The sequence below is a fragment of the Paracoccus sp. L-17 genome (assembly GCF_056857655.1).
In genome coordinates, this window is sequence record NZ_JBSXNM010000044.1 from 154774 (window position 1) to 174097 (window position 19324).

At 68.7% G+C, this 19324-nt stretch carries 20 protein-coding genes; 8 read left to right on the plus strand and 12 right to left on the minus strand.

The window, feature by feature from the left end; all coding sequences use genetic code 11:
• Positions 1-71 precede the first annotated feature (71 nt).
• The gene (locus tag AC13CR_RS15105; protein ID WP_292958371.1) at positions 72-1139 is read right to left on the minus strand and encodes a YcjF family protein; all 1068 of its coding nucleotides are present in this window, start codon (positions 1137-1139) and stop codon (positions 72-74) included.
• On the minus strand, positions 1136-2503 hold the full coding sequence (locus AC13CR_RS15110) for a YcjX family GTP-binding protein (RefSeq protein WP_446232513.1): 1368 nt from the start codon (positions 2501-2503) through the stop codon (positions 1136-1138). Before AC13CR_RS15110 ends, AC13CR_RS15105 begins: the two co-directional genes overlap by 4 nt.
• A 110-nt stretch (positions 2504-2613) precedes the next feature.
• On the opposite strand from AC13CR_RS15110, the gene hrpB reads away from it, so the two are divergent.
• The gene (hrpB, locus tag AC13CR_RS15115; RefSeq protein WP_446238519.1) at positions 2614-5082 is read left to right on the plus strand and encodes an ATP-dependent helicase HrpB; all 2469 of its coding nucleotides are present in this window, start codon (positions 2614-2616) and stop codon (positions 5080-5082) included.
• A gap of 210 nt (positions 5083-5292) precedes the next feature.
• Here hrpB and AC13CR_RS15120 read toward each other — a convergent pair whose 3' ends face one another.
• Positions 5293-6123 (minus strand): LOG family protein, encoded by an 831-nt coding sequence (locus AC13CR_RS15120; RefSeq protein ID WP_292958365.1) that lies wholly within the window; start codon positions 6121-6123, stop codon positions 5293-5295.
• Positions 6124-6228: 105 nt separating this feature from the next.
• On the opposite strand from AC13CR_RS15120, the gene dapD reads away from it, so the two are divergent.
• Both dapD and AC13CR_RS15130 read left to right on the plus strand, forming a co-directional pair.
• Complete coding sequence (dapD, locus tag AC13CR_RS15125) at positions 6229-7050, plus strand: 2,3,4,5-tetrahydropyridine-2,6-dicarboxylate N-succinyltransferase (RefSeq protein WP_292958363.1); 822 nt, start codon at positions 6229-6231, stop codon at positions 7048-7050.
• The gene (locus tag AC13CR_RS15130; RefSeq protein ID WP_292958361.1) at positions 7047-7496 is read left to right on the plus strand and encodes a YaiI/YqxD family protein; all 450 of its coding nucleotides are present in this window, start codon (positions 7047-7049) and stop codon (positions 7494-7496) included. The genes dapD and AC13CR_RS15130 overlap by 4 nt, the downstream gene beginning before the upstream one ends.
• Positions 7497-7567: 71 nt before the next feature.
• Here the strand turns inward: AC13CR_RS15130 and AC13CR_RS15135 are convergent, their stop codons facing one another.
• From AC13CR_RS15135 to AC13CR_RS15165, 7 genes are read right to left on the minus strand one after another with little or no spacing between them, the layout of a single operon-like run.
• Positions 7568-8494 (minus strand): AEC family transporter, encoded by a 927-nt coding sequence (locus AC13CR_RS15135; protein WP_292958359.1) that lies wholly within the window; start codon positions 8492-8494, stop codon positions 7568-7570.
• Positions 8494-9174, minus strand: a complete 681-nt coding sequence (locus AC13CR_RS15140; protein WP_292958357.1) for a nitroreductase family protein — start codon at positions 9172-9174, stop codon at positions 8494-8496. Before AC13CR_RS15140 ends, AC13CR_RS15135 begins: the two co-directional genes overlap by 1 nt.
• 13 nt (positions 9175-9187) lie before the next feature.
• The gene (gene mbfA / locus AC13CR_RS15145; protein ID WP_292958355.1) at positions 9188-10168 is read right to left on the minus strand and encodes an iron exporter MbfA; all 981 of its coding nucleotides are present in this window, start codon (positions 10166-10168) and stop codon (positions 9188-9190) included.
• A 9-nt stretch (positions 10169-10177) separates the two neighbouring features.
• On the minus strand, positions 10178-10453 hold the full coding sequence (locus AC13CR_RS15150; protein WP_292958353.1) for a sulfurtransferase TusA family protein: 276 nt from the start codon (positions 10451-10453) through the stop codon (positions 10178-10180).
• A complete protein-coding gene (locus AC13CR_RS15155; protein ID WP_292958351.1) occupies positions 10450-10962 on the minus strand; it encodes a DUF2478 domain-containing protein in 513 nt (170 codons plus the stop codon). The genes AC13CR_RS15150 and AC13CR_RS15155 overlap by 4 nt, the downstream gene beginning before the upstream one ends.
• A 13-nt stretch (positions 10963-10975) precedes the next feature.
• On the minus strand, positions 10976-11602 hold the full coding sequence (locus tag AC13CR_RS15160; protein WP_482900869.1) for a response regulator transcription factor: 627 nt from the start codon (positions 11600-11602) through the stop codon (positions 10976-10978).
• A 10-nt stretch (positions 11603-11612) separates the two neighbouring features.
• Positions 11613-12935 carry an ATP-binding protein gene (locus AC13CR_RS15165; protein ID WP_482900870.1) on the minus strand — a complete coding sequence of 441 codons (1323 nt, stop codon included), beginning with the start codon at positions 12933-12935 and terminating at the stop codon, positions 11613-11615.
• A gap of 148 nt (positions 12936-13083) precedes the next feature.
• Here AC13CR_RS15165 and AC13CR_RS15170 point away from each other — a divergent pair, with 148 nt between their 5' ends.
• The 3 genes from AC13CR_RS15170 (at position 13084) to AC13CR_RS15180 (ending at position 14936) form a co-directional block, all read left to right on the plus strand.
• Complete coding sequence (locus AC13CR_RS15170) at positions 13084-13536, plus strand: GAF domain-containing protein (protein ID WP_292958345.1); 453 nt, start codon at positions 13084-13086, stop codon at positions 13534-13536.
• A gap of 120 nt (positions 13537-13656) precedes the next feature.
• Positions 13657-14283: a LysE family translocator gene (locus AC13CR_RS15175; RefSeq protein WP_292958343.1), complete on the plus strand. Its 627-nt coding sequence runs from the start codon at positions 13657-13659 to the stop codon at positions 14281-14283.
• Positions 14280-14936 (plus strand): RluA family pseudouridine synthase, encoded by a 657-nt coding sequence (locus AC13CR_RS15180; protein WP_292958341.1) that lies wholly within the window; start codon positions 14280-14282, stop codon positions 14934-14936. Before AC13CR_RS15175 ends, AC13CR_RS15180 begins: the two co-directional genes overlap by 4 nt.
• Positions 14937-14939: 3 nt before the next feature.
• Here AC13CR_RS15180 and AC13CR_RS15185 read toward each other — a convergent pair whose 3' ends face one another.
• Positions 14940-15719, minus strand: a complete 780-nt coding sequence (locus AC13CR_RS15185) for an MBL fold metallo-hydrolase (RefSeq protein WP_446236303.1) — start codon at positions 15717-15719, stop codon at positions 14940-14942.
• 150 nt (positions 15720-15869) lie between these two features.
• On the opposite strand from AC13CR_RS15185, the gene AC13CR_RS15190 reads away from it, so the two are divergent.
• Positions 15870-16925: a saccharopine dehydrogenase gene (locus tag AC13CR_RS15190; RefSeq protein ID WP_292956826.1), complete on the plus strand. Its 1056-nt coding sequence runs from the start codon at positions 15870-15872 to the stop codon at positions 16923-16925.
• A gap of 2 nt (positions 16926-16927) precedes the next feature.
• Positions 16928-18064, plus strand: coding sequence for a saccharopine dehydrogenase C-terminal domain-containing protein (locus AC13CR_RS15195; RefSeq protein ID WP_446237434.1), 1137 nt, complete (start codon positions 16928-16930; stop codon positions 18062-18064).
• A gap of 113 nt (positions 18065-18177) precedes the next feature.
• Here AC13CR_RS15195 and ispG read toward each other — a convergent pair whose 3' ends face one another.
• Positions 18178-19311 carry a flavodoxin-dependent (E)-4-hydroxy-3-methylbut-2-enyl-diphosphate synthase gene (gene ispG / locus AC13CR_RS15200; protein ID WP_292978152.1) on the minus strand — a complete coding sequence of 378 codons (1134 nt, stop codon included), beginning with the start codon at positions 19309-19311 and terminating at the stop codon, positions 18178-18180.
• Positions 19312-19324: the final 13 nt, after the last annotated feature.

Consider the following 19324-nt stretch of genomic DNA (forward strand, 5'->3'; position numbering starts at 1 on the left):
CCGGGCGCGATCGCCCCGATGGCGGGCTGGTCATCCCCTGAATGGTTCCACGACAACAGCGCAACCGGTGACTACCTGTCGTCGCCGAACAGCCCGCGCAGCCCGCGTGTGACCAGGTTGCCAACCTTCGGGCGGGGCTGGGCCATGAAGGGCAGGGGGCGGCAGACCTCCATGGCGGCGATGCCGACGCGCGCCGTCAGGGCGCCGTTCACCACGCCCTCGCCGAAGCGGCGGCTGACCTTGGCCAGAACGCCACCGCCCGCGACCGTGTGGATCAGATCATCGCCCGCCGCCACGGCGCCGGTCGCGACCAGATGGGTCATCACCGTCCGTGCCAGCCGCCATCCTCCGACCGCGCCGGCGCGGCCGCCATAGATCTCGGCCATGCGGCGGATCATGCGCAGATTGGCTGCCAGCGCCGCCGCGACATCGGCCAGGGCCAGCGGGATCAGCGCCGTCGCCGCCGCCACAGTCCGGGATGCCGCCTCGATCTCGCGCCGCGCCTCCTGGTCCAGCGCGGCCAGCAATTCCGTCTCGGCCATCGTCAGCAGCGTGCGCGTGTCGAAGGCATCGGCCCGATTGTCGGCCAGCCGCTTGCGGCCCCATTCCATCTGCGGGCGCTTGTGATACAGGCGCAGCAGATCGTCCACGACCCGGCGGGCCTGATCCAAGCTGTCGTCGGCCAGCGCGGCACCTGCCTGTCGCTGGATGGCGTCGATCTTCGCGAACCGGGCCCAGGCCCGATATTCGCGCCATGCCATGCCAAGCGCGGCCAGCGTGAACAGCCCGAACAGGGCGATCCCGATCCAGCCGAGGATCGGATAGCTGTCCAGAAGCCGGTTGATGAAATCCAGCGCGGCGATGGACAGAAGAAAGGTGAACAGCGCCACGCCCGTATTGATGAAGAACCGCGTCAGCTTCGAGGGCGGCCGGCCGACGAGACGGGTCACCATTTCCATCGTGCGGGGGCGGGGCAGGGCCAGATCGGCCTCGTCTATGGGGGTCGCGTCGGCGGGGCTGGGGCCGTCCTCGCGCGGTTCGTGCCGGGCGGCGCGGGGTGCCTCGGGCCCCGCAGCCGTTCCGGGCGCGTCCAGCTCGATCAGAACCGGGCCGCGTTTGCGGGCAGAATCGTCGGTCACAGTCGGTCTCCGATCAGGAATTCCACGGCACGGTCCAGCCGGATATGGGGCGGGCCGTCGCCCGGACGCGCGGTCATCGGCGCCGGCGCAAAGTTCATGATGGCGTAATCGCCGTCCAGCCAGCCCTGCGCGCCCTCGCGCGCGGGATGCAGCAGCGCCGCCGGATCGGCGGGCAATTCGCCGGGATAGAAGGCCGCCTGACGCCCGTCCAGCAGCCGGCCGCGCACGGCGGGCAGTTCCTCGTTTTCCTGCCGGATCATTTCCTCGGTCGTTGCGCGCAGGGCGGCGATGGACATGGCCTCGGTGCGCGCGCCGCTGAAATCGGCGCGGTCGCGGGCCTCGCGGAGCATGGCCGACAGGATCGCGGTCAGGCGGTTGTGCTGGATGTGGTGCAGATGGTCGGCCTTGGTCGCGGCGAACAGGATGCGTTCCACGCGCCGGGTGCCCAGAAGCTGGGCCAGCCAGCCGGCGCGGCCCGGGCGGAAGGCGGTCAGGATATCGGCCATGGCGCGGCGCATGTCTTCGACCGCGCGCGGGCCCTGATGGATTGCGCCCAGCACATCGACCAGCACCACCTGACGGTCGATCCGGGCGAAATGGTCGCGGAAGAAGGGTTTCACGACCCGCGACTTGTAGGCGTCGAAGCGGCGGCGGAATTCGCGACCCAGCTTGCCATCGCGCAGGGTGCCCGGCAGCGGCGCAAAGGTCAGGGCGGGCGATCCGGCCATCTCGCCCGGAATCAGGAAACGCCCCGGCGTGCAGTCCGAAAAGCCCGCATCGCGGGCGGCGTTCAGATGCGCGGTATAGGTCTGGGCCAGGGTCTGGGCGGTCGGTTCGTCGAACCGCGTGCCGTCGATCCCCGACAGGGCTGCCATGTAGTCCTGCGCGCCGGGCCGGCCCTGCATCCGCGCCATGACCTCGTCCGACCAAGTCGCGAAATCGCGATCCATCAGCCGCAGATCCAGCAGCCACTCGCCCGGATAATCGACGATGTCCAGATGCACGATCTGCGGCCCGCGCAGGCCGGACAACAGCCCCTTGCGATCGATCCGCAGGGACAGGCGCAACTGGCTGACATGGCGGGTGCCGTCGGGCCAATGCGGGCCGGGGCCGGTCAGCGCCGCCAGATGACGTTCGAAATCGAAGCGGGGGATGGTGTCGTCGGGCTGCGGTTGCAACCAGGCGGCCTTCAGGCTGCCATCGGCGGCGGCGCGCAGCGCGTGCATCCGGCCGCGATCCATCAGGTTCGCGACCAGCGAGGTGATGAACACCGTCTTGCCCGCGCGTGACAGGCCGGTGACCCCCAGCCGGATCACCGGATCGCCGAGGCCAAGACCCGTCATCAGATCGCTGCCGATACCCATTCTGCCTGCCACCCTTTTGTCGTTGCCCCGAAGATAGGGGCCATGCGCGCGATTTCATAGATCGCGGCGCGGGCTTTCGCGCGGGCCGGGGCTTTGGCATAACCCTGCGGATGTCCGACCGCCTGCCCATCGAAGACGTTCTGCCGGCGCTTTGCGCGGCCCTGGCCGCGCATGGCCGCGCGGTTCTGGTCGCGCCTCCGGGGGCGGGCAAGACGACGCGGGTGCCGCTGGCCCTGCTGGATCAGATCGCGGGCCGGATCGTGATGCTGGAGCCGCGCCGACTGGCCGCCCGCGCCGCAGCCGAGCGTCTGGCCCATGGTCTGGGCGAGGGCGTCGGCGGGCGGGTCGGGTATCGCATCCGCGGTGAATCGGTGCCGGGAAGCCGGATCGAGGTCGTGACCGAAGCCATCCTGACCCGGATGATCCAGTCCGACCCCTCGCTGGAAGGCGTCGGCTGCGTGATCTTTGACGAATTCCATGAACGCAGCCTGAACGCCGATCTGGGCCTTGCGCTGGTCTGGGAGGCGCGAGGCGCGCTGCGCCCGGATCTGGCCGTTCTGGTCATGTCGGCGACGCTGGCGGCCGGGCCGGTGGCGGCGCTGATGGACGACGCCCCGGTCCTGCGTTCCGAGGGGCGGGCCTGGCCGGTCGAGACGCGCTGGCTGGACCGGCCCTTGCCGGCGGGGATGCGGCTGGCCGCCGAGGCCGCGCGGCTGATCCTGCAGGCCGAGGCGGAGACCCGCGAGTCAGGCGGCACGATCCTGGCCTTTCTGCCCGGCGAAGGCGAAATCCGGCGTGTCATGGGGCAACTGGGCGCGACGGATTGCGAGGTTCTGCCGCTCTATGGCGCGCTGGATGCCAAGGCGCAGCGGGCGGCCCTGTCCCCGCCGGGTGCACGGCGGCGGATCGTGCTGGCCACCGCCATCGCCGAGACTTCGTTGACGATCCCGCAAGTGCGGGTGGTGGTGGATAGCGGCGCGGCGCGGCGCGCGCGCTTCGCTCCGGGCAGCGGCATGTCGCGGCTGGTGACCGAGCGGGTCAGCCGGGCCGAGGCCGATCAGCGCCGCGGCCGGGCCGGGCGCGTCGCGCCGGGACTATGCTATCGGATGTGGGCCAGGGCCGAGGAAGGCGCGCTGCCGGCCTTTGCCCCGCCGGAAATCGCGGTGGCGGATCTGGCCGGGCTGGCGCTGGAACTGGCGGCCTGGGGGGCGGAACCGGGCGATCTGGCCTTCCTGACCCCGCCGCCACGGGCGGCGCTGGCCGAGGCGCGGGCGCTTCTGGCGGATCTGGGCGCGCTGGACGCGGCCGGGCGCATCACCGGCCACGGCAAGGCCCTGGCGCGGCTGCCGCTGCATCCGCGTCTGGGCCACATGCTGCTGGCGGCCGGTCCGGATGCGGCCGAGCTGGCCGCCCTGCTGTCAGAGCGCGATCCGCTGCGCGGGGCGGGGGTGGATCTGGCCCTGCGGCTGTCGCTGCTGCGCGACCCCGGGGGATTTTCCGAACGGCATCCCGGCGAGGTCGACCGGGCGGCGGTTCGGCACATCCGGCACCAGGCGCGACGGCTGCGCCAAATGATTGCGTCCCGCGACGGCGGGGGGGCCGTCTGCCCCCCCGCACCCCCCCGAAGGTATTTGCAAAGAGTGCGAGATGCCGGGGTCTGGGCGGCACTGGCCTTTCCGGACCGGGTGGGCGTGCGGCGGTCGGGTGACGAGGCGCGCTTCGTGCTGTCCGGCGGCAAGGGCGCCGTGATCGAGCCATCCGATTCCCTGGCCGGTCAGCGCCTGATCGTGGCGGTCGATCTGGACGGCGATCAGCGCGAGTCGCGCGTGCGGCTGGCCGCGGCACTGGACGAGGCCGAGCTGCGGGCGGTTTGTGGCGCGCGGATCGAAGAGGTCACGCTTTGCGAATGGTCCCGGCGCGAGGGCCGCGTGCTGGCGCGCGTGCAGGAGCGGCTGGGGGCCTCGGTGCTGACGGACCGGGCCTGGGCCGAGGTGCCGCCCGAGGCTGTGGCGCGGGCGGCGCTGGAGGGATTGCGGCAGGAGGGGCTGGTCTGGAGCGCGACTGCTGCGCGGCTGCGCGCGCGCATCGCCCGGGTGGCCGGGCTGGGGCCGGTTGATGATGCCGCCTTGCTGGAGGATGGAGTATGGTTGTTGCCCTGGTTGGGGAAGGTCAGGAATCGGACCGACCTGCGGGCGCTGGATCTGATGCCCGCCTTGATGGCGCGGTTGGGATGGGAGGGTCAGCGGCGCCTGGAGGCCGAGGTTCCAGCGCATTTCACCACGCCTCTGGGGCGCAGGGTGGCCATCGACTATGACCATGAGACACCCTCCATCTCGGTCAGGTTGCAAGAGCTATTCGGCGTCACGCGGCATCCGGTGGTGGCCGGCCGGCCGCTGCGCATCAGCCTCTTGTCGCCGGGCGGCAAGCCGGTGCAGGTGACGACGGATCTTCCGGGTTTCTGGGCTTCGTCCTATGCCGAGGTGCGCAGGGAGATGCGCGGTCGCTATCCCCGCCACCCCTGGCCCGAGGATCCGCGCGAGGCCGATCCGACGATGCGCGCCAAGCCGCGGGGAACGTGACGCCGCAGATGCGGCTATCGGATGCCGGCCCCGGATCGCGGTCAAGGCATCTTGGTCACGGGTCCGGCGGTTCTGGCTGCGCATGCTGCGGAAGGCCGGCAGATCGCGTTCCGGGGGCAGTCGGGAATTGCGGAACGGAGGCCGCAAAAGATCGCCGCTTGCTGCCATGCCGGAAGCGGCCCTGCCCCGGATTTTGCCATGGCCTGTCGCTCAGCAAGGTTCTTTCCATGCGTCGATGATCGCCACCGCTTCCTTCGCCGTCTCGACATATTGGAACAGGGACAGATCCGCGTCGCTGATCGTCCCGGCCTCGGCCAGTGCCTGCCAGTTGATGATCCGGTCCCAGAACGCGGCGCCGAACAGCAGGATGGGGACCGGTTTCATGCGGCCGGTCTGAATCAGGGTCAGGGTCTCGAACAATTCGTCCAGCGTGCCGAAGCCGCCCGGAAAGACGGTGATCGCCCGCGCTCGCATCAGAAAGTGCATCTTGCGGATCGCGAAGTAATGGAAGTTGAAGCACAGGGCGGGTGTCACATAGCGGTTCGGCGCCTGTTCGTGCGGCAGCACGATCCCAAGGCCGATCGATTGCCCCCCGGCCTCGTCCGCACCCAGATTGCCGGCCTCCATCACGCCGGGGCCGCCGCCGGTGCAGATCACGAATTCGCGGCCATAGCTTTCCATGCTGCGCTGCGTCATCGCATGGGCAAAGAGCCGGGCTTCCTCGTAATATCGCGACAAATCCGCCAGCGCCCCCGTGCGCGCGCCGTCTGCATCGGCGGGGGCGGGGATGCGGGCGCCGCCGAACATCACGACGGTCGATTCGATACCGCGCTCATCCATCACCATCTGCGGTTTCAGCAGTTCCAGTTGCAGCCGCACGGGCCGCAATTCCTCGCGCAGCAGGAAATCCCGGTCCGTGAAGGCAAGGCGGTAGGCCGGAGCACGGGTCTGGGCGGTGTCGAGCGTCCGGTCGGCGCGGTTGGCATCCTCGTCGCTGTGGGGCAGGGGATGGGCGCGGTCGCGGTCGTCACTCTGGGTCATCGGGGCCTCGTTCGGGGCGGCACGCGGATTGCGCGGCCCGTTCCCGACGCTTATAGCCCGAGGCGGATGTTTTCCACCCGGACACGACTTCAGAGAGAGGCCGCCATGACCGACCAGCTTGAACAAGCCATCGAAACCGCCTGGGACGACCGCGCCACGATCACCAGCGCCACCGGCGGCGCGGTGCGCGAGGCCGTCGAGGAAACGCTGAAGGCGCTGGATTCGGGTGCGTTGCGCGTGGCCGAAAGGCGCGGCGCCGACTGGCATGTGAACCAATGGGCCAAGAAGGCGGTGCTGCTGTCCTTTCGACTGAACGACATGGAACAGATGTCGGGCGGGCCGCAGGGCGGCGGCTGGTGGGACAAGGTCCCGTCGAAATTCGAGGGTTGGGGCGACAATCAATGGCGCGCGGCCGGGTTCCGCGCGGTTCCGGGTGCGATCGTGCGGCGCAGCGCCTTCATCGGCAAGGGCGCGGTGCTGATGCCTTCCTTCGTCAACCTGGGCGCGCATGTGGGCGAGGGAACCATGGTCGATACCTGGGCCACGGTCGGATCCTGCGCCCAGATCGGCCGCAACGTCCACCTGTCGGGCGGCGTCGGAATCGGCGGCGTGCTGGAGCCGTTGCAGGCCGGCCCGACCATCATCGAGGATGAATGTTTCATCGGCGCGCGTTCCGAGGTGGTCGAGGGTTGCATCATCCGCGAAGGCTCGGTCCTGGGGATGGGCGTGTTCATCGGCCAGTCGACCAGGATCGTCGATCGCGAGACGGGCAATGTCATGTATGGCGAGGTGCCGGCCGGTTCGGTCGTCGTCGCGGGGTCCATGCCTTCGAAGAACGGCGTGAACCTGTATTGCGCGGTCATCGTCAAGCGGGTGGATGCGAAGACGCGGGCCAAGACCTCGGTCAACGAATTGCTGCGCGATTGACGCTTTTCATCGACGCCGATGCCTGCCCGGTCAAGGCCGAGGCCGAACGGGTCGCGACCCGGCTGCGCGTGCCGATTGTGCTGGTCTGCAATGGCGGGCTGCGGATGCCCGCCCATCCGCTGGTCAGCCTGAAGATCGTGGCCGAAGGCCCGGACGAGGCGGACCGGTGGATTGCGGATCAATGCGGGCCGGGCGATGTGGTGGTGACCTCGGATCTGCCGCTGGCGGATCGCTGCCTCAAGGCCGGGGCACAGGTCGTCCGGCATGACGGCGAGGTACTGACGGCGTCGAATATCGGGCCGCGCCTGGCCAGCCGCGATCTGATGGCCGACATTCGCGCGGCCGACCCGTTTCATCAGGGCGGAGGCCGGACTTTCGGCAAGGCGGACCGGGCACGGTTCCTGCAATCGCTGGACGGCCTGCTGGTGAAGGCTCTGCGCCGCTAGCGGGTGCGCGCCTGTTTGTCGTTCGCTGCCTGTGCCGCCTTTCATGGCCGGTGCAGGGCGGAGCCGGTCGGTCAGGTCTGGCCGGTCAGGGCCATGATCAGCGGAAAGGTCGCGATGCTGCCGATGGTCGAGATCAGGATCGCGGCCGAGACCCGCTGCTGCGCCACCCCGAAATACTGCGCAAGAATATAGACATTGCCCGCCACCGGCAGCGCCGCGGCGGCGATCATCACGCCTGCGGCGAAGGGCTGGACCCCCAGCAGCCAGGCCGCGATTCCCACCGCTGACGGATGGAGCACCAGCTTGGCGAAACCAAGCCAGCCCGACGCCGCCAGTCGCCGCGCCTGCCGGCCCGCAAGGCTGGCGCCGATGGCAAACAGCGCGCCCGGCGTCGCCGCCGCGCCCAGCAGAACCAGGAATTCGTCCAGCGGTCCAGGCATGGGCAGGCGCAGGCCGGACCAGACCAGCCCCGCCGCCATCGACAGGATCATCGGATTGGCCACGATCCCGCGCAGCACGGGCAGCACGGTCGTCAGCCGCAGCCCGCCGCTGCGCGCGGCGTGGATGATCAGCGTGATCAGCGTCGAAAACACCAGCATGTCGATGACCAGAACCATCAGAACCGGACCCACGGCCTGTGGACCCAGCAGCATGACCAGCATCGGCACGCCCAGAAAGCCGGTATTGCCGATCATGCAGCATTGCGCCTCCATCGCTGCCTCGGGCGTGGGCAGCGCTCGGGCGCGGGCCACCGCGAAGCCGGTCAGCCAGATCAGCGCCGAGCCCGACAGATAGGCCGAAACGAAGCGCGGATCGAACAGTGCCGCCAGATCGAGATTCGCCGCAAAGCGGAACAGCATTGCCGACAGGGCGAAGAAGAAGACGAATTTCGTCAGCCAGGCGGCCGCCTGTTCGGGGAAAAAGCGGGTCCGGGCGGCCATCCAGCCCAGTCCGATCAGCCCGAAGAAAGGCAGCGTCTTCAGGAATACGGCCAGCATCAGAAGACGGACATGATCTCGGACAGCGCCTTCTTCTGCTTGGCGGCGGCCGGCACCGTCGCATCATCGGCGGGCAGGCCCACCGGCAGGATCATCACCGGCTTTTCGCTGTCGGGCCGAGCGCATAGATGATTCAGGAACTTCATCGGGTTGGGCGTATGCTCCAGCGTTACCAACCCGGCGTGATGGATCGCGGCGATCAGCATCCCGCAGGCGATGCCGACGCTTTCGGGAACGTAATAATGCTTGTGTCGCTGGCCGTCGCGCATCCCGTATCGCTGGGCGAAGACGACGATCAGCCAGGGCGCGGCGGTCAGATGCGGCTTGTCGGGCCCGGTTCCCACCGGCTCCAGCGCCGCCAGCCAGGCATCGCCGCCGCCGCCGGCATAGAAGGCGCGTTCCTCCTGTTCGGCGGCGGCGCGGATGCGGGCCTTCATCGCCTCATCGCGGATCGCCGCGAAATGCCACGGCTGCTGGTTCGCCCCCGAGGGCGCGCTGCCGGCGGCGTCGATGCAAGCCGCGATCACCTCGGCCGCGACCGGCGCATCGCTGAAATCGCGAACCGAATGGCGCCGCCGCATGTAGTCGCGAAAGGCGCGCGCGGCCCGAAGCGAGGCATCGGGCGGCAATTGCACGCGGTCGGGCAGGGCCAAGGGCCGGTAGGTCAAGCGTTCCCCCATCGCGACGGGGCCATCAGCCGGATCCGATCAGCACCCCCGTCGCGAAGACCAAACCACCGCCCACCACCACTTGCAAGGCCGCCCGCCAGAAGGGCGTCTGCATCCAGCGGTTCTGGATCCAGGCGATCGTCCACAATTCGATGAAGACGACGACAAAGGCGATGATGGTCGCGGTCCAGAAATGCGGGATCAGATAGGGCAGCGCATGGCCCAGCCCGCCAAGCGCGGTCATCACCCCCGAGGCGATGCCCCGCTTCAGCGGCGATCCGCGCCCCGACACCACCCCGTCATCCGAGGCGGCCTCGGTGAACCCCATGCTGATTCCGGCCCCAAGGCTGGCGGCCAGCCCGACCAGAAACGTCGTCGCCGGATCCTGCGTGGCGAAGGCGGTCGCAAAGATCGGCGCCAGGGTCGAGACGCTGCCATCCATCAGCCCGGCCAGTCCGGGCTGGACCCAGGTCAGGATGAAGTCGCGATGGGCCACGTCCTCCTCGGCCTCGCCGGCCTCGTCGGTCAGATGATCCCCTGCCAGTTCGTCCGCCCGTGCCTCGTGGCCGCGTTCGGCCGCGGCCAGATCGCCCAGCAGCTTGCGCGTGCCCGCGTCCGAACTGGCCTGCGCCGCGCGGGCATAGAATTCGGCCGCGTCATGTTCCATCAGCGCCGCCTCGGCGCGGATCGACCGAAGCGACAGATTCTGCATCATCCAGGCAGGGCGGCGGCCGTAATAGCCGGCCACGTGTTCGCGCCGGATCACCGGGATCGCCTCGCCGAACCGGACCCGATGCGCCTCGATCAGGCGGCGGCGATGATCGTCTTCTTCCGCGCCCATCCCTTCGAAGACCTGCGCCGTCGCGGGATAGTCGGGCCGCAGGAAATCGGCCCAGTTGCGATAGATGCGGGCGTCATCCTCTTCCGAGGAAATCGCCAGCGCCAGCACCTGCTGTTCGGTCAGGTCATCAAATCTCTTGCGGTTCGACAGGATCGGCAATCTCATCTTCGGTCCTCAAATATTCCCGGGCGTGAGGCCGCTTGCGGCCGAGGGGGCGGAAGGTCCCCTTTCCACGGTGAATTCATGCGCGCCATCGCCCAGTTCGCGCATCTCGATCATGACATGGCCCGCCTCGGCGCAGAAATGCGGCACATCGACCACCGCCATCGGATCGGTGGCGACCAGCCGCAGCCGCGTGCCCGCGGGACGATCCAGCAGGATCTTGCGCAACCGCAGGACCGGCAGCGGACACAGCAGGCCGCGCGCGTCGATGACCGGGATCGCGGTCACGATTCCCCCGTGGTCCGTGCAAGGCACCAGCCGGCCAGTTCCGCTGGATCGACACGTTCGCCCATGCCGTCGCAGAAGCCGGCGAAGGCGTCGCGCTGTTCCGGCGGCACATGCAGCAGGACCGGAAGGCCGTCGGCCACGGCCTGGGCGATCACGGCGCGGAAACCGCGTCCGACGGCCTCTTGCCGGCCGAATTTCGGAACGATCAGCAATTCCGCCCCCGCCAGTCGCGCGCCGACACGGGCGGCGGCCATTTCCAGCGCCCCCGGATCCAGGCGGCAGCCGGCCGAGCCCCCGCCCAGCGATTGCGAGATCCGGATCGGGCGGTCTTCTTCGCCGATGACCAGAACCTCCATGTCGCAGGCGCAATCGGCGCCCTGATCGATGTTGATCTGGATCGCCCCGGCCACCCGCAATCCCGCCGCCGAGAGGTCGCGGGCCAGCCGGGCAAGGGTCCGGTCCGCCTCGCCCGGCTTCGTCTCGTCATCCAGTCCGAACCAGCCCAGCATTTGCGCGATCTCCCTAGACGCCACTGTCGAGGGCGAATTTCATCAGGCCGTTGACTCCGTCCACGCCCAGCTTCTTCTTCAGCGCCGACGAGGTATTGGCGGCGGTCTTGTAGCTGACATCCAGTTCATCCGCGATGGCCTGAAGGCTGAAGCCGCGCCCGATCAGGGCCAGAACCTGTCTTTCGCGATCCGACAGCGCCGCCAGCGGATCGGCCGCGGCACCGGCGCGCAGCGTGGCCAGCGCCAGCGCCTGCTTGGCCGACAGATAGAATTCGCCCGCCTCCAGCGTGCGGATGGCGGCGCGGAAATCGTCGGGGGCCGCGTTCTTCGACAGGAACCCCTGCGCCCCCGCCTGCAACGCGCGGGCCGCAAAGCCGGTCTGGTCGTTCATTGAAAAGATCAGGATCCGCGCCTGTGGCACGGCCGCGCGCAGGGGCGCGACCAGATCCAGTCCACCGGTGCCGGGCAGGCTGATATCCAGCACGATCAGGTCGGGTGCGGGCGCTTCCTCCTGCAACAGGCGCAGCGCCTCGTCGCCCGACATGGCCTGCGCCACGCGCTCATAGCCCATCTCGCGCAGCAGCCGCGATGCCCCCAGATGGGTGATCGGGTGATCGTCGATGACCAGCGCGGTCTTCATCGCATGGGCCTCACAGCGGCTGCGACAGGGGCAGGATCGCCTCGATCGCGGTTCCGGTTCCGTCCGATGACAGGCTCATGCGGCCGCCCAGCAGCGTGATCCGCTCGCGCATCCCGGTCAGCCCGGTGCCCTCGCGGCTGTCCGGGTCAAGCCCCTTGCCGTCATCGGCAAGGATCATGCGCCAATGCGCCGGGTCGGTCCAGAGCCGGATATCGATGTGGCGGGCATCGGCATGGCGCAGGGCGTTGGTGATTCCCTCTTGCAGGATGCGGAACAGCGTCAGCGCGACGGATTCGTCGGGTTCCGGCAGGTCGGGGGCCAGCGACAGGCGGATGTCGGTGCGCGGAAAGCGGCGGCCCATGTCGTCGACGTATTCGGCCAGCACCGCCGCCAGCGGCAATTGGCCGATCGACACCGGCCGCAGATCCTCCAGAAGCGACCGGTTCACCCGCGCGATCTGATCGGCGATGGCGGCGATCGAGCTTGCGTGATCGCGGATCGTGTCATCGGGTGCCGCGTCGCGCAGGGCGTCGGCCTCGACCCGCAGGCCGAACAGGCAGGGCCCCATCTCGTCGTGCAGGTCGCGGGCGATGGCCTTGCGTTCCTGGTCGGCGCGGCTGACGACGCGGCGTTGCAGGCGGGCGCGGTCGGCCTGCGCCTTTTGCAGCGCGCCGGCCAGCGCATCGACCCCGGCCGCGACCGGGGCCAGGTCGCGCTGCGGCAATGTCCCCACGCGCGCGTCCAGATCGCCGCGCCGCAGATCGGCGAGCCGGGCGGCGATGGTCGCGACCGGGCGCAGAGCCTGGCGGACGGCCACAAAGATCAGCAGCATCTGCACCGCCGCCGCCAGCGCCGAAAGGCCCAGGATCGTGCGCATTTCGCGCCAGGCGGCAGCAATCCCGGCCGTGGGATCGCCCACGACATAGACAAAGCCCCGCGGCCGCCCCGCCAGCACCGCCGGAAGACGGATTTCCTGCGGATCGGGTGCGACGAGCCGGGCGAACCAGCCGGGCGCGCTACCGCTGGTCTCGGCCGGCGCGGCGACGGGCGTGATCTGCCCGGTCCGCGCATCCAGCACGCCGATCCGGGTATGGCGCGGCGGAACCAGGCGTTGCGGCAGCGCCGCCATCAACCGGTCGGGCGGCACCGCGCCCTGCATCGTGCCGATCGTGGCAAGAACCAGCGCCCGGGCGGTCTCGGTGGCAAGCCGGGTTTCGGTTCCTATATCGCGCCGGATCGCGTTCAGGCTGGCCGCCGCGAGCGCGGCGAAAAGCCCCGCCTGAACGGCGAGGATCACCAGCAGGATGCGCGGGATCAGGGGCAGGCGTCTCATGGCGGCAGATTGGCGCGGCGGCACGCGCGCGTAAATGGGCGAAAGGGGGGGGCTCTGCCCCCGTCCCGTTCCGGGACTCCCCCGAGGTATTTGGAAAGAGTGCGAGGGTGGGCTTTTCGTGCCGTGGCGGGCGGCGTAGAGAGGGCGAATGACAGATTACGACGCACTTTCCGCCCGGATCGGGGCGCTGGCCCGGGGCGAGACCGACGAGGTTGCGCTGATGGCGACGCTGGCCTGCGAAATCCATCATGCGGACGACCGTTTCGACTGGACCGGGTTCTATCGCGTGGCCGGCCCGGAATTGTTGAAGATCGGTCCCTACCAGGGCGGGCATGGCTGTCTGGTGATTCCCTTCTCGCGCGGGGTTTGCGGGGCAGCGGCGCGGACAGGCAGAGTGCAGCTGGTGTCCGATGTCGCCGATTTTCCCGGCCATATCGCCTGCGCCGCCTCGACCCGATCAGAGATCGTGTTGCCGGTTTTCGGCCGCGCCGGGCGGCTGATCGGGGTTCTCGACATCGACAGCGACCAGCCCGATGCCTTCACCCCCGAGGATGCGCGACGTCTGGAGCTGATTCTGGCGGAGGTGTTTGGTGGGCTCTGATATGTTGGTGCGGTTTTCCGGCCGGGTCGGAACGCCCGAGCCAAGGGGAGGCCAACGCGGCCTGCGCCGGCACGTCCGGCCGAGGTTCGGCGGCGAGGTTCGCGACCCGGTGTGGCCGACATGATCTGGGAGACCATCGCCAATATTCCCCTTGCGCAGATGATGGCCTTCATCGCGGGCGGGCTGGTGCTGAATTTCGCCCCCGGCCAGGATGTGTTCTTCGCCAGCGCCTGCGGGATCCAGGGCGGACCCAGGGCCGGGGCGCTGGCCGGTCTGGGCGTCGGTCTGGGCGTCATGATGCATGTGACGCTGGCGACCGTAGGTCTGGGCGCGGTGGTCGCGGCCCATCCCGGCGCGCTGCGGGCCATCAAATATGCGGGCGCGGCCTATCTGCTGTGGCTGGCCTGGAAAAGCTGGCGGGCGGGGCCGGTCAATCCTGCCGCGCGGGGCAGCGTCAGGCCGTGGAACATCATCCGGCGCGGCTTTCTGTCGAATGCGCTGAACCCCAAGCCGGTGCTGTTCCTGCTGGCGTTCCTGCCGCAATTCACCAGCGTCGCCTGGGGCCCGATCTGGCAGCAGATCCTGGGGCTGGGCCTGATCTTTGTCTTCACCGGGACGCTGGTGACCATCGGCTACGGCGTCGTCGGCGGCTATGCGGGCCATGTCATCGGGCGTCGTCTGGGCGTGGTCAACAAGATCGCCGCCGTCATGTTCGCGGGGCTGGCGATCCGGCTGATCGCGAAATGAGTCAGGCGGATTTCGTCTATGCTCCGCCTTCCGAGGCGCCCACGATCATCCATGCCGATCACGAGATCCTGGTGGTGGCCAAGCCCGCCGGTCTGCTGTCGGTGCCGGGGAGAGGACCAGACCGCGCCGATTGCCTGATCGCGCGGCTGCGCGGTCCCTTTCCGACAATCCTTCTGGTGCACCGGCTGGATCTGGACACCTCGGGCGTGATGGTCTTTGCGCTGACGCCTCATGCCCAGCGGCACCTGTCGAAGCAATTCGAGGACCGGCGGGTCAAGAAAGCCTATGTCGCGCGGGTCGCGGGGCTGGTGCAGCCCAGGACCGGCCGGGTCGACCTGCCGCTGATCGTCGATTGGCCGAACCGGCCGCGCCAGAAGGTCGATCGCGATCGGGGCCGCCCGGCGCAGACCGACTGGCGGGTGATGCGCGCCCTGGCCGACGAGACGCGGCTGCGACTGTTCCCGCTGACAGGGCGCAGTCATCAATTGCGCGTCCACATGGCCGAAATCGGCCATCCGATCCTGGGCGATCCGCTTTATGCAACAGGGGCGGCGCGCGGCCACCCGCGGCTGATGCTTCATGCCGAAAGCCTGCGGTTCCGGCATCCGGACAGCGGCATCCAGCAGACGTTTTCGGTCAAGCCGCCGTTCTGATCGTCAAGCGCCCTGACCGTTCGGATACCAGTCCGCGATCACGACCTTGGCGCCGGAATCACCGGCTTCGACCAGTTGCGCAAAGGCCTGCACGTCGCTGCCGCGATGATGATAGGGGAAAACGGTCTTCGGCTTGAAGGTCGCCACCGCCTCGGCGGCCTGTTCGATGGTCATCGTATAGGGCAGGTTCATCGGCAGGAAAGCGACCTCGATATTTTCCAGCGCGGCCATTTCCGGCACCGGCTCGGTATCGCCGGCGATGTAGAAACGGCTGCCGCCGATGGTCAGGACATAGCCATTATCGCGACCCTCCGGATGATACTGCATCCGCTCCGGGGTGGTGTTGTAGGCCGGGATCGCCTCGATCCGCATGTCCAGCGCCTGGGCTGAATCGCCGTTCTCCATCGCTGTCGCGCGTTCCTTCATGGCATCGGGCAGCATCTCGTTGACTGCGGGATTGGTGATCAGGCGGACGGCCGGCAGCGTCTCCAGCGTCGGCTGGTCGTAATGATCGCCATGCTGGTGGGTGATCAGGATCAGCGACGGCGCGGGCATGCCGGAAAATTTTTCCGCGCCGCCGACCGGATCGACATAGATCACGCCGCCGGGCGTCTCGATCACCATCGAGGCGTGTTCGACCGGATAAACGACGACCTCGCCGCCCTCCACGGGAAAGCGGAAGGACGCGGACGCCTTGTCCTGAGCCAGCAGGATGCGGGGCAGCGCCGAGGCGCCAAGCGCGAGGGCAGCGGTCGTGAGACCGGAACGGCGGGTGAAATGCATGAAAGTGCCTCCTGCTGGCAGGTTGGATCAGAGGGTCAACGCGGTTCGCGAAGATCCGGTTCCGCTGTCGCCGGTCGCGTCGCTTGCCGTGGACGCGGGGCTGCCCTAGACACGGTTTCCGAAAGCCACGCGAGGATGAAGGGGCGTTTCGTGACACATCTGTGGGTGCGGGCAGAATGCCGCCCGAACGAAGATCGCGTGGGAATCACGCCCGATGGGGTCGCGGCTCTGATCGCGCAGGGGATGGCGGTGACGGTCGAGGACAGCCCGCGCCGGGTGATCCCGACCGCAGCCTATGCCAGGGCCGGGGCCGAGATCGTGCCCGAGGGGTCCTGGCCCGATGCCCCCACGGACGCGATCATCTTCGGGCTGAAGGAATTGCCCGACGACGGCTCGGCCCTGCCGCACAGCCACATCATGTTCGGTCACGCCTTCAAGGGACAGCCCGCCGGGCAGGTGCTGCTGCGGCGCTTTCGCCATGGCGGTGGCACGCTGCTGGATCTGGAATATCTGACCGACGATGAGGGGCGGAGACTGGCCGCCTTCGGCTATTGGGCCGGCTATGCCGGTGCCGCCGTGTCGCTGAAAGCCTGGGTCGCGCAGATCGGCGGCGGCATCTGCGGGCCGGTCCATGCCTATGCTGACCAGCACCGGCTGATCGAGGAATTGCGCGCGCAGATGGATGCCACGGCCCGGCCCCGGCCCCATGCCATCGTCATCGGCGCCAAGGGGCGCGTGGGCAGGGGCGCGGCCGATCTGCTGTCGGCGATGGGCGTGCCCGTGACCCGCTGGGACATGGAGGAGACCGCGCATGGCGGCGTCTTTCCCGAAATCCTGGCGCACGAGATTTTCGTCAATGCGATCCTCGCCCGGCCCGGCGCCCCGGTTTTCGTGCCGGCCAGCGCGGTGGCGCCGGGCCGTGCGCTGCGGGTGATCGGCGATGTGGCCTGCGACCCGACCAGCGATTTTTCCCCGATCAAGGTCTATGAGCGCACGACGACATGGGATGCCCCGGTGCTGCGGGTGGCCGACAATCCGCCGCTGGACGTGATGGCCATCGACAATCTGCCCTCGATGCTGCCGCGCGAATCCTCGCAGGACTACGCGGCGCAATTGCTGCCCGTCCTGGCGCAGCTGGACCGGCCCGAACAAGGCCCGTGGGGCCGCGCCCGGTCGATCTTTCGCGATCATCTGGAAAGGGTTTGACCATGACAATCCACTGGATCGGCACCGGCCTCAGCGCCATTCCCGGCCTGCGCAGGCTGCTGCGAACGGGCGCGCCGGTCACGGTCTGGAACCGGACCGAGGCCAGGGCGCGCGAGGCCGTGGGCGACCTGGCGGGCGACATCCGCTGCTACAGCTTTACCGCGCTGGAAGACGCGGTGGGGCCGGGCGACATCATCGTGTCGATGTTGCCTGCCGATCAGCACCTGGCGCTGGCGAGGATGGCCATCGGCAAGGGCGCGCATTTCGTCAGTTCCAGCTATATAGCGCCGGACATGGCGGCGCTGGATCAGGCGGCGAAGGCCGCGGGTGTGGCGCTGGTGAACGAGGTCGGCCTGGATCCCGGCATCGATCATCTCATGGCACATGATCTGGTGGCGGATTTCCGTCGTGCGGCGCGGCCGGGCGATATGGTCCGCTTTACCTCGTATTGCGGCGGGATTCCGAAATATCCCAATCCGTTCCGCTACAAGTTCAGCTGGTCGCCGCTGGGCGTGCTGCGGGCCCTGCGCGCACCGTCAAGATCCCTGCGCGGCGGTGCGGTGCGCGACGTGTCCCGTCCCTGGCACGCGATCGAGGGTTACGACGCGCCCCTGCCCGTGCCCGAACATTTCGAGATCTATCCGAACCGCGACTCGCTGCCCTTCGTGCGGCAATATGGCTTTGATGCCGACTGGAACCTGCAGGATTTCGTGCGCGGCACCATCCGGCTGAAGGGCTGGGCCGAGGCATGGGCGCCCGTTTTCGACGAGATCGAGGCCCTGGACGGCGAGGCCGCCGAACCGCGCCTGCGCCAGATGGCCGAGGAATTCTGGCGCGACAATGCCTATGCCGAGGGTGAACCCGACCGGGTCGTGCTGTTCGTGGCCCTGCGCGCCGAACGCGACGGCGCGGCGGTCTGGCACAAGGAATGGGTGATGGATGCGCAGGGCGATCGGGATCGCACTGCGATGGCCCGACTCGTCTCGACGCCGGTCGCGCTGGCGATCGCGGCAGTGCGGGACGGGCGCATCGCGCCGGGTGTCCATGCCGCGCCGGATGCGCCCGACCTGATCGCCGAGTGGCTGGCCGAGATCGGCCAGATCGCGCAGCATCTGGAAAAGGTGGATCACCTGGGCTGAGGATCGCGAGGGCGCCGCCAGACGCGCCTCTGCCGGGGCAAGGGATCGATCGGCGACCACGGCCCTGCACTGGGGCGCCACCATCGCGGGCGGGCCGGCCCTGAGACGGAAAGCTATTCCGCCGCTGTCTCGGCCGTGGCGTTTTCGGCCTCGATCATCTCGGCGCGTTTCTCGACCAGATCGACGATGTGGTCGATCATCTGTTCGTTCGACATCTTGTGGCTCTGGCGGCCGGCCATGTAGATCATGCCGCTGCCCGCGCCGCCGCCGGTAAAGCCCAGATCGGTCATCAGTGCCTCGCCGGGACCGTTCACCACGCAGCCGATGATCGACAGGCTCATCGGCGTCTTGATATGTTCCAGCCGCTGTTCCAGCGCCTCGACCGTCTTGATGACATCGAAGCCCTGCCGCGCGCAGGACGGGCAGGAAATGATCTGCACGCCGCGCGTCCGCAGCCCCAGCGATTTCAGGATCTCGAACCCGACCTTCACCTCTTCGACCGGATCGGCCGACAGGCTGACGCGGATCGTGTCGCCGATCCCGGCCCAGAGAAGGTTGCCCAGCCCGACCGCGGATTTCACCGTGCCGCCGCGCAGCCCGCCGGCCTCGGTGATGCCCAGATGGATCGGCGCGTCGGTCGCCTCGGCCAGTTGCTGATAGGCGGCGGCGGCCAGGAACACGTCGCTGGCCTTCACGCTGATCTTGAAGTCGTGAAAATCGTTGTCCTCCAGGATCCGGATGTGATCGAGCCCGGATTCGACCATCGCATCGGGGCAGGGTTCGCCATATTTCTCCAGCAGGTGTTTTTCGAGGCTGCCGGCATTCACGCCGATGCGGATCGAGCAGCCGTGGTCGCGGGCGGCGCGGATCACCTCGCGCACCCGCGCGGCGCTGCCGATATTGCCGGGATTGATGCGCAGGCAGGCGGCGCCGGCCTCGGCGGCCTCGATCGCGCGCTTGTAGTGGAAATGGATGTCGGCCACGATCGGCACCGGGCTTTCGCGGCAGATTTCCTTCAGCGCGCGGGTCGTATCCTGATCGGGGGCGCTGATGCGGACGATATCGGCCCCCGCATCGGCAGCGCGAATCACCTGGTCCAGCGTCGCGCGGACATCGCGGCCGTCGGTATTGGTCATGGTCTGGACACTGATCGGGGCGTCGCCGCCGACCGGGACATTGCCGACCATGATCTGGCGGGATTTCCGCCGCTCGATATTGCGCCAGGGGCGGATCGGGTTCAGCGACATGCGGCACCTTTGG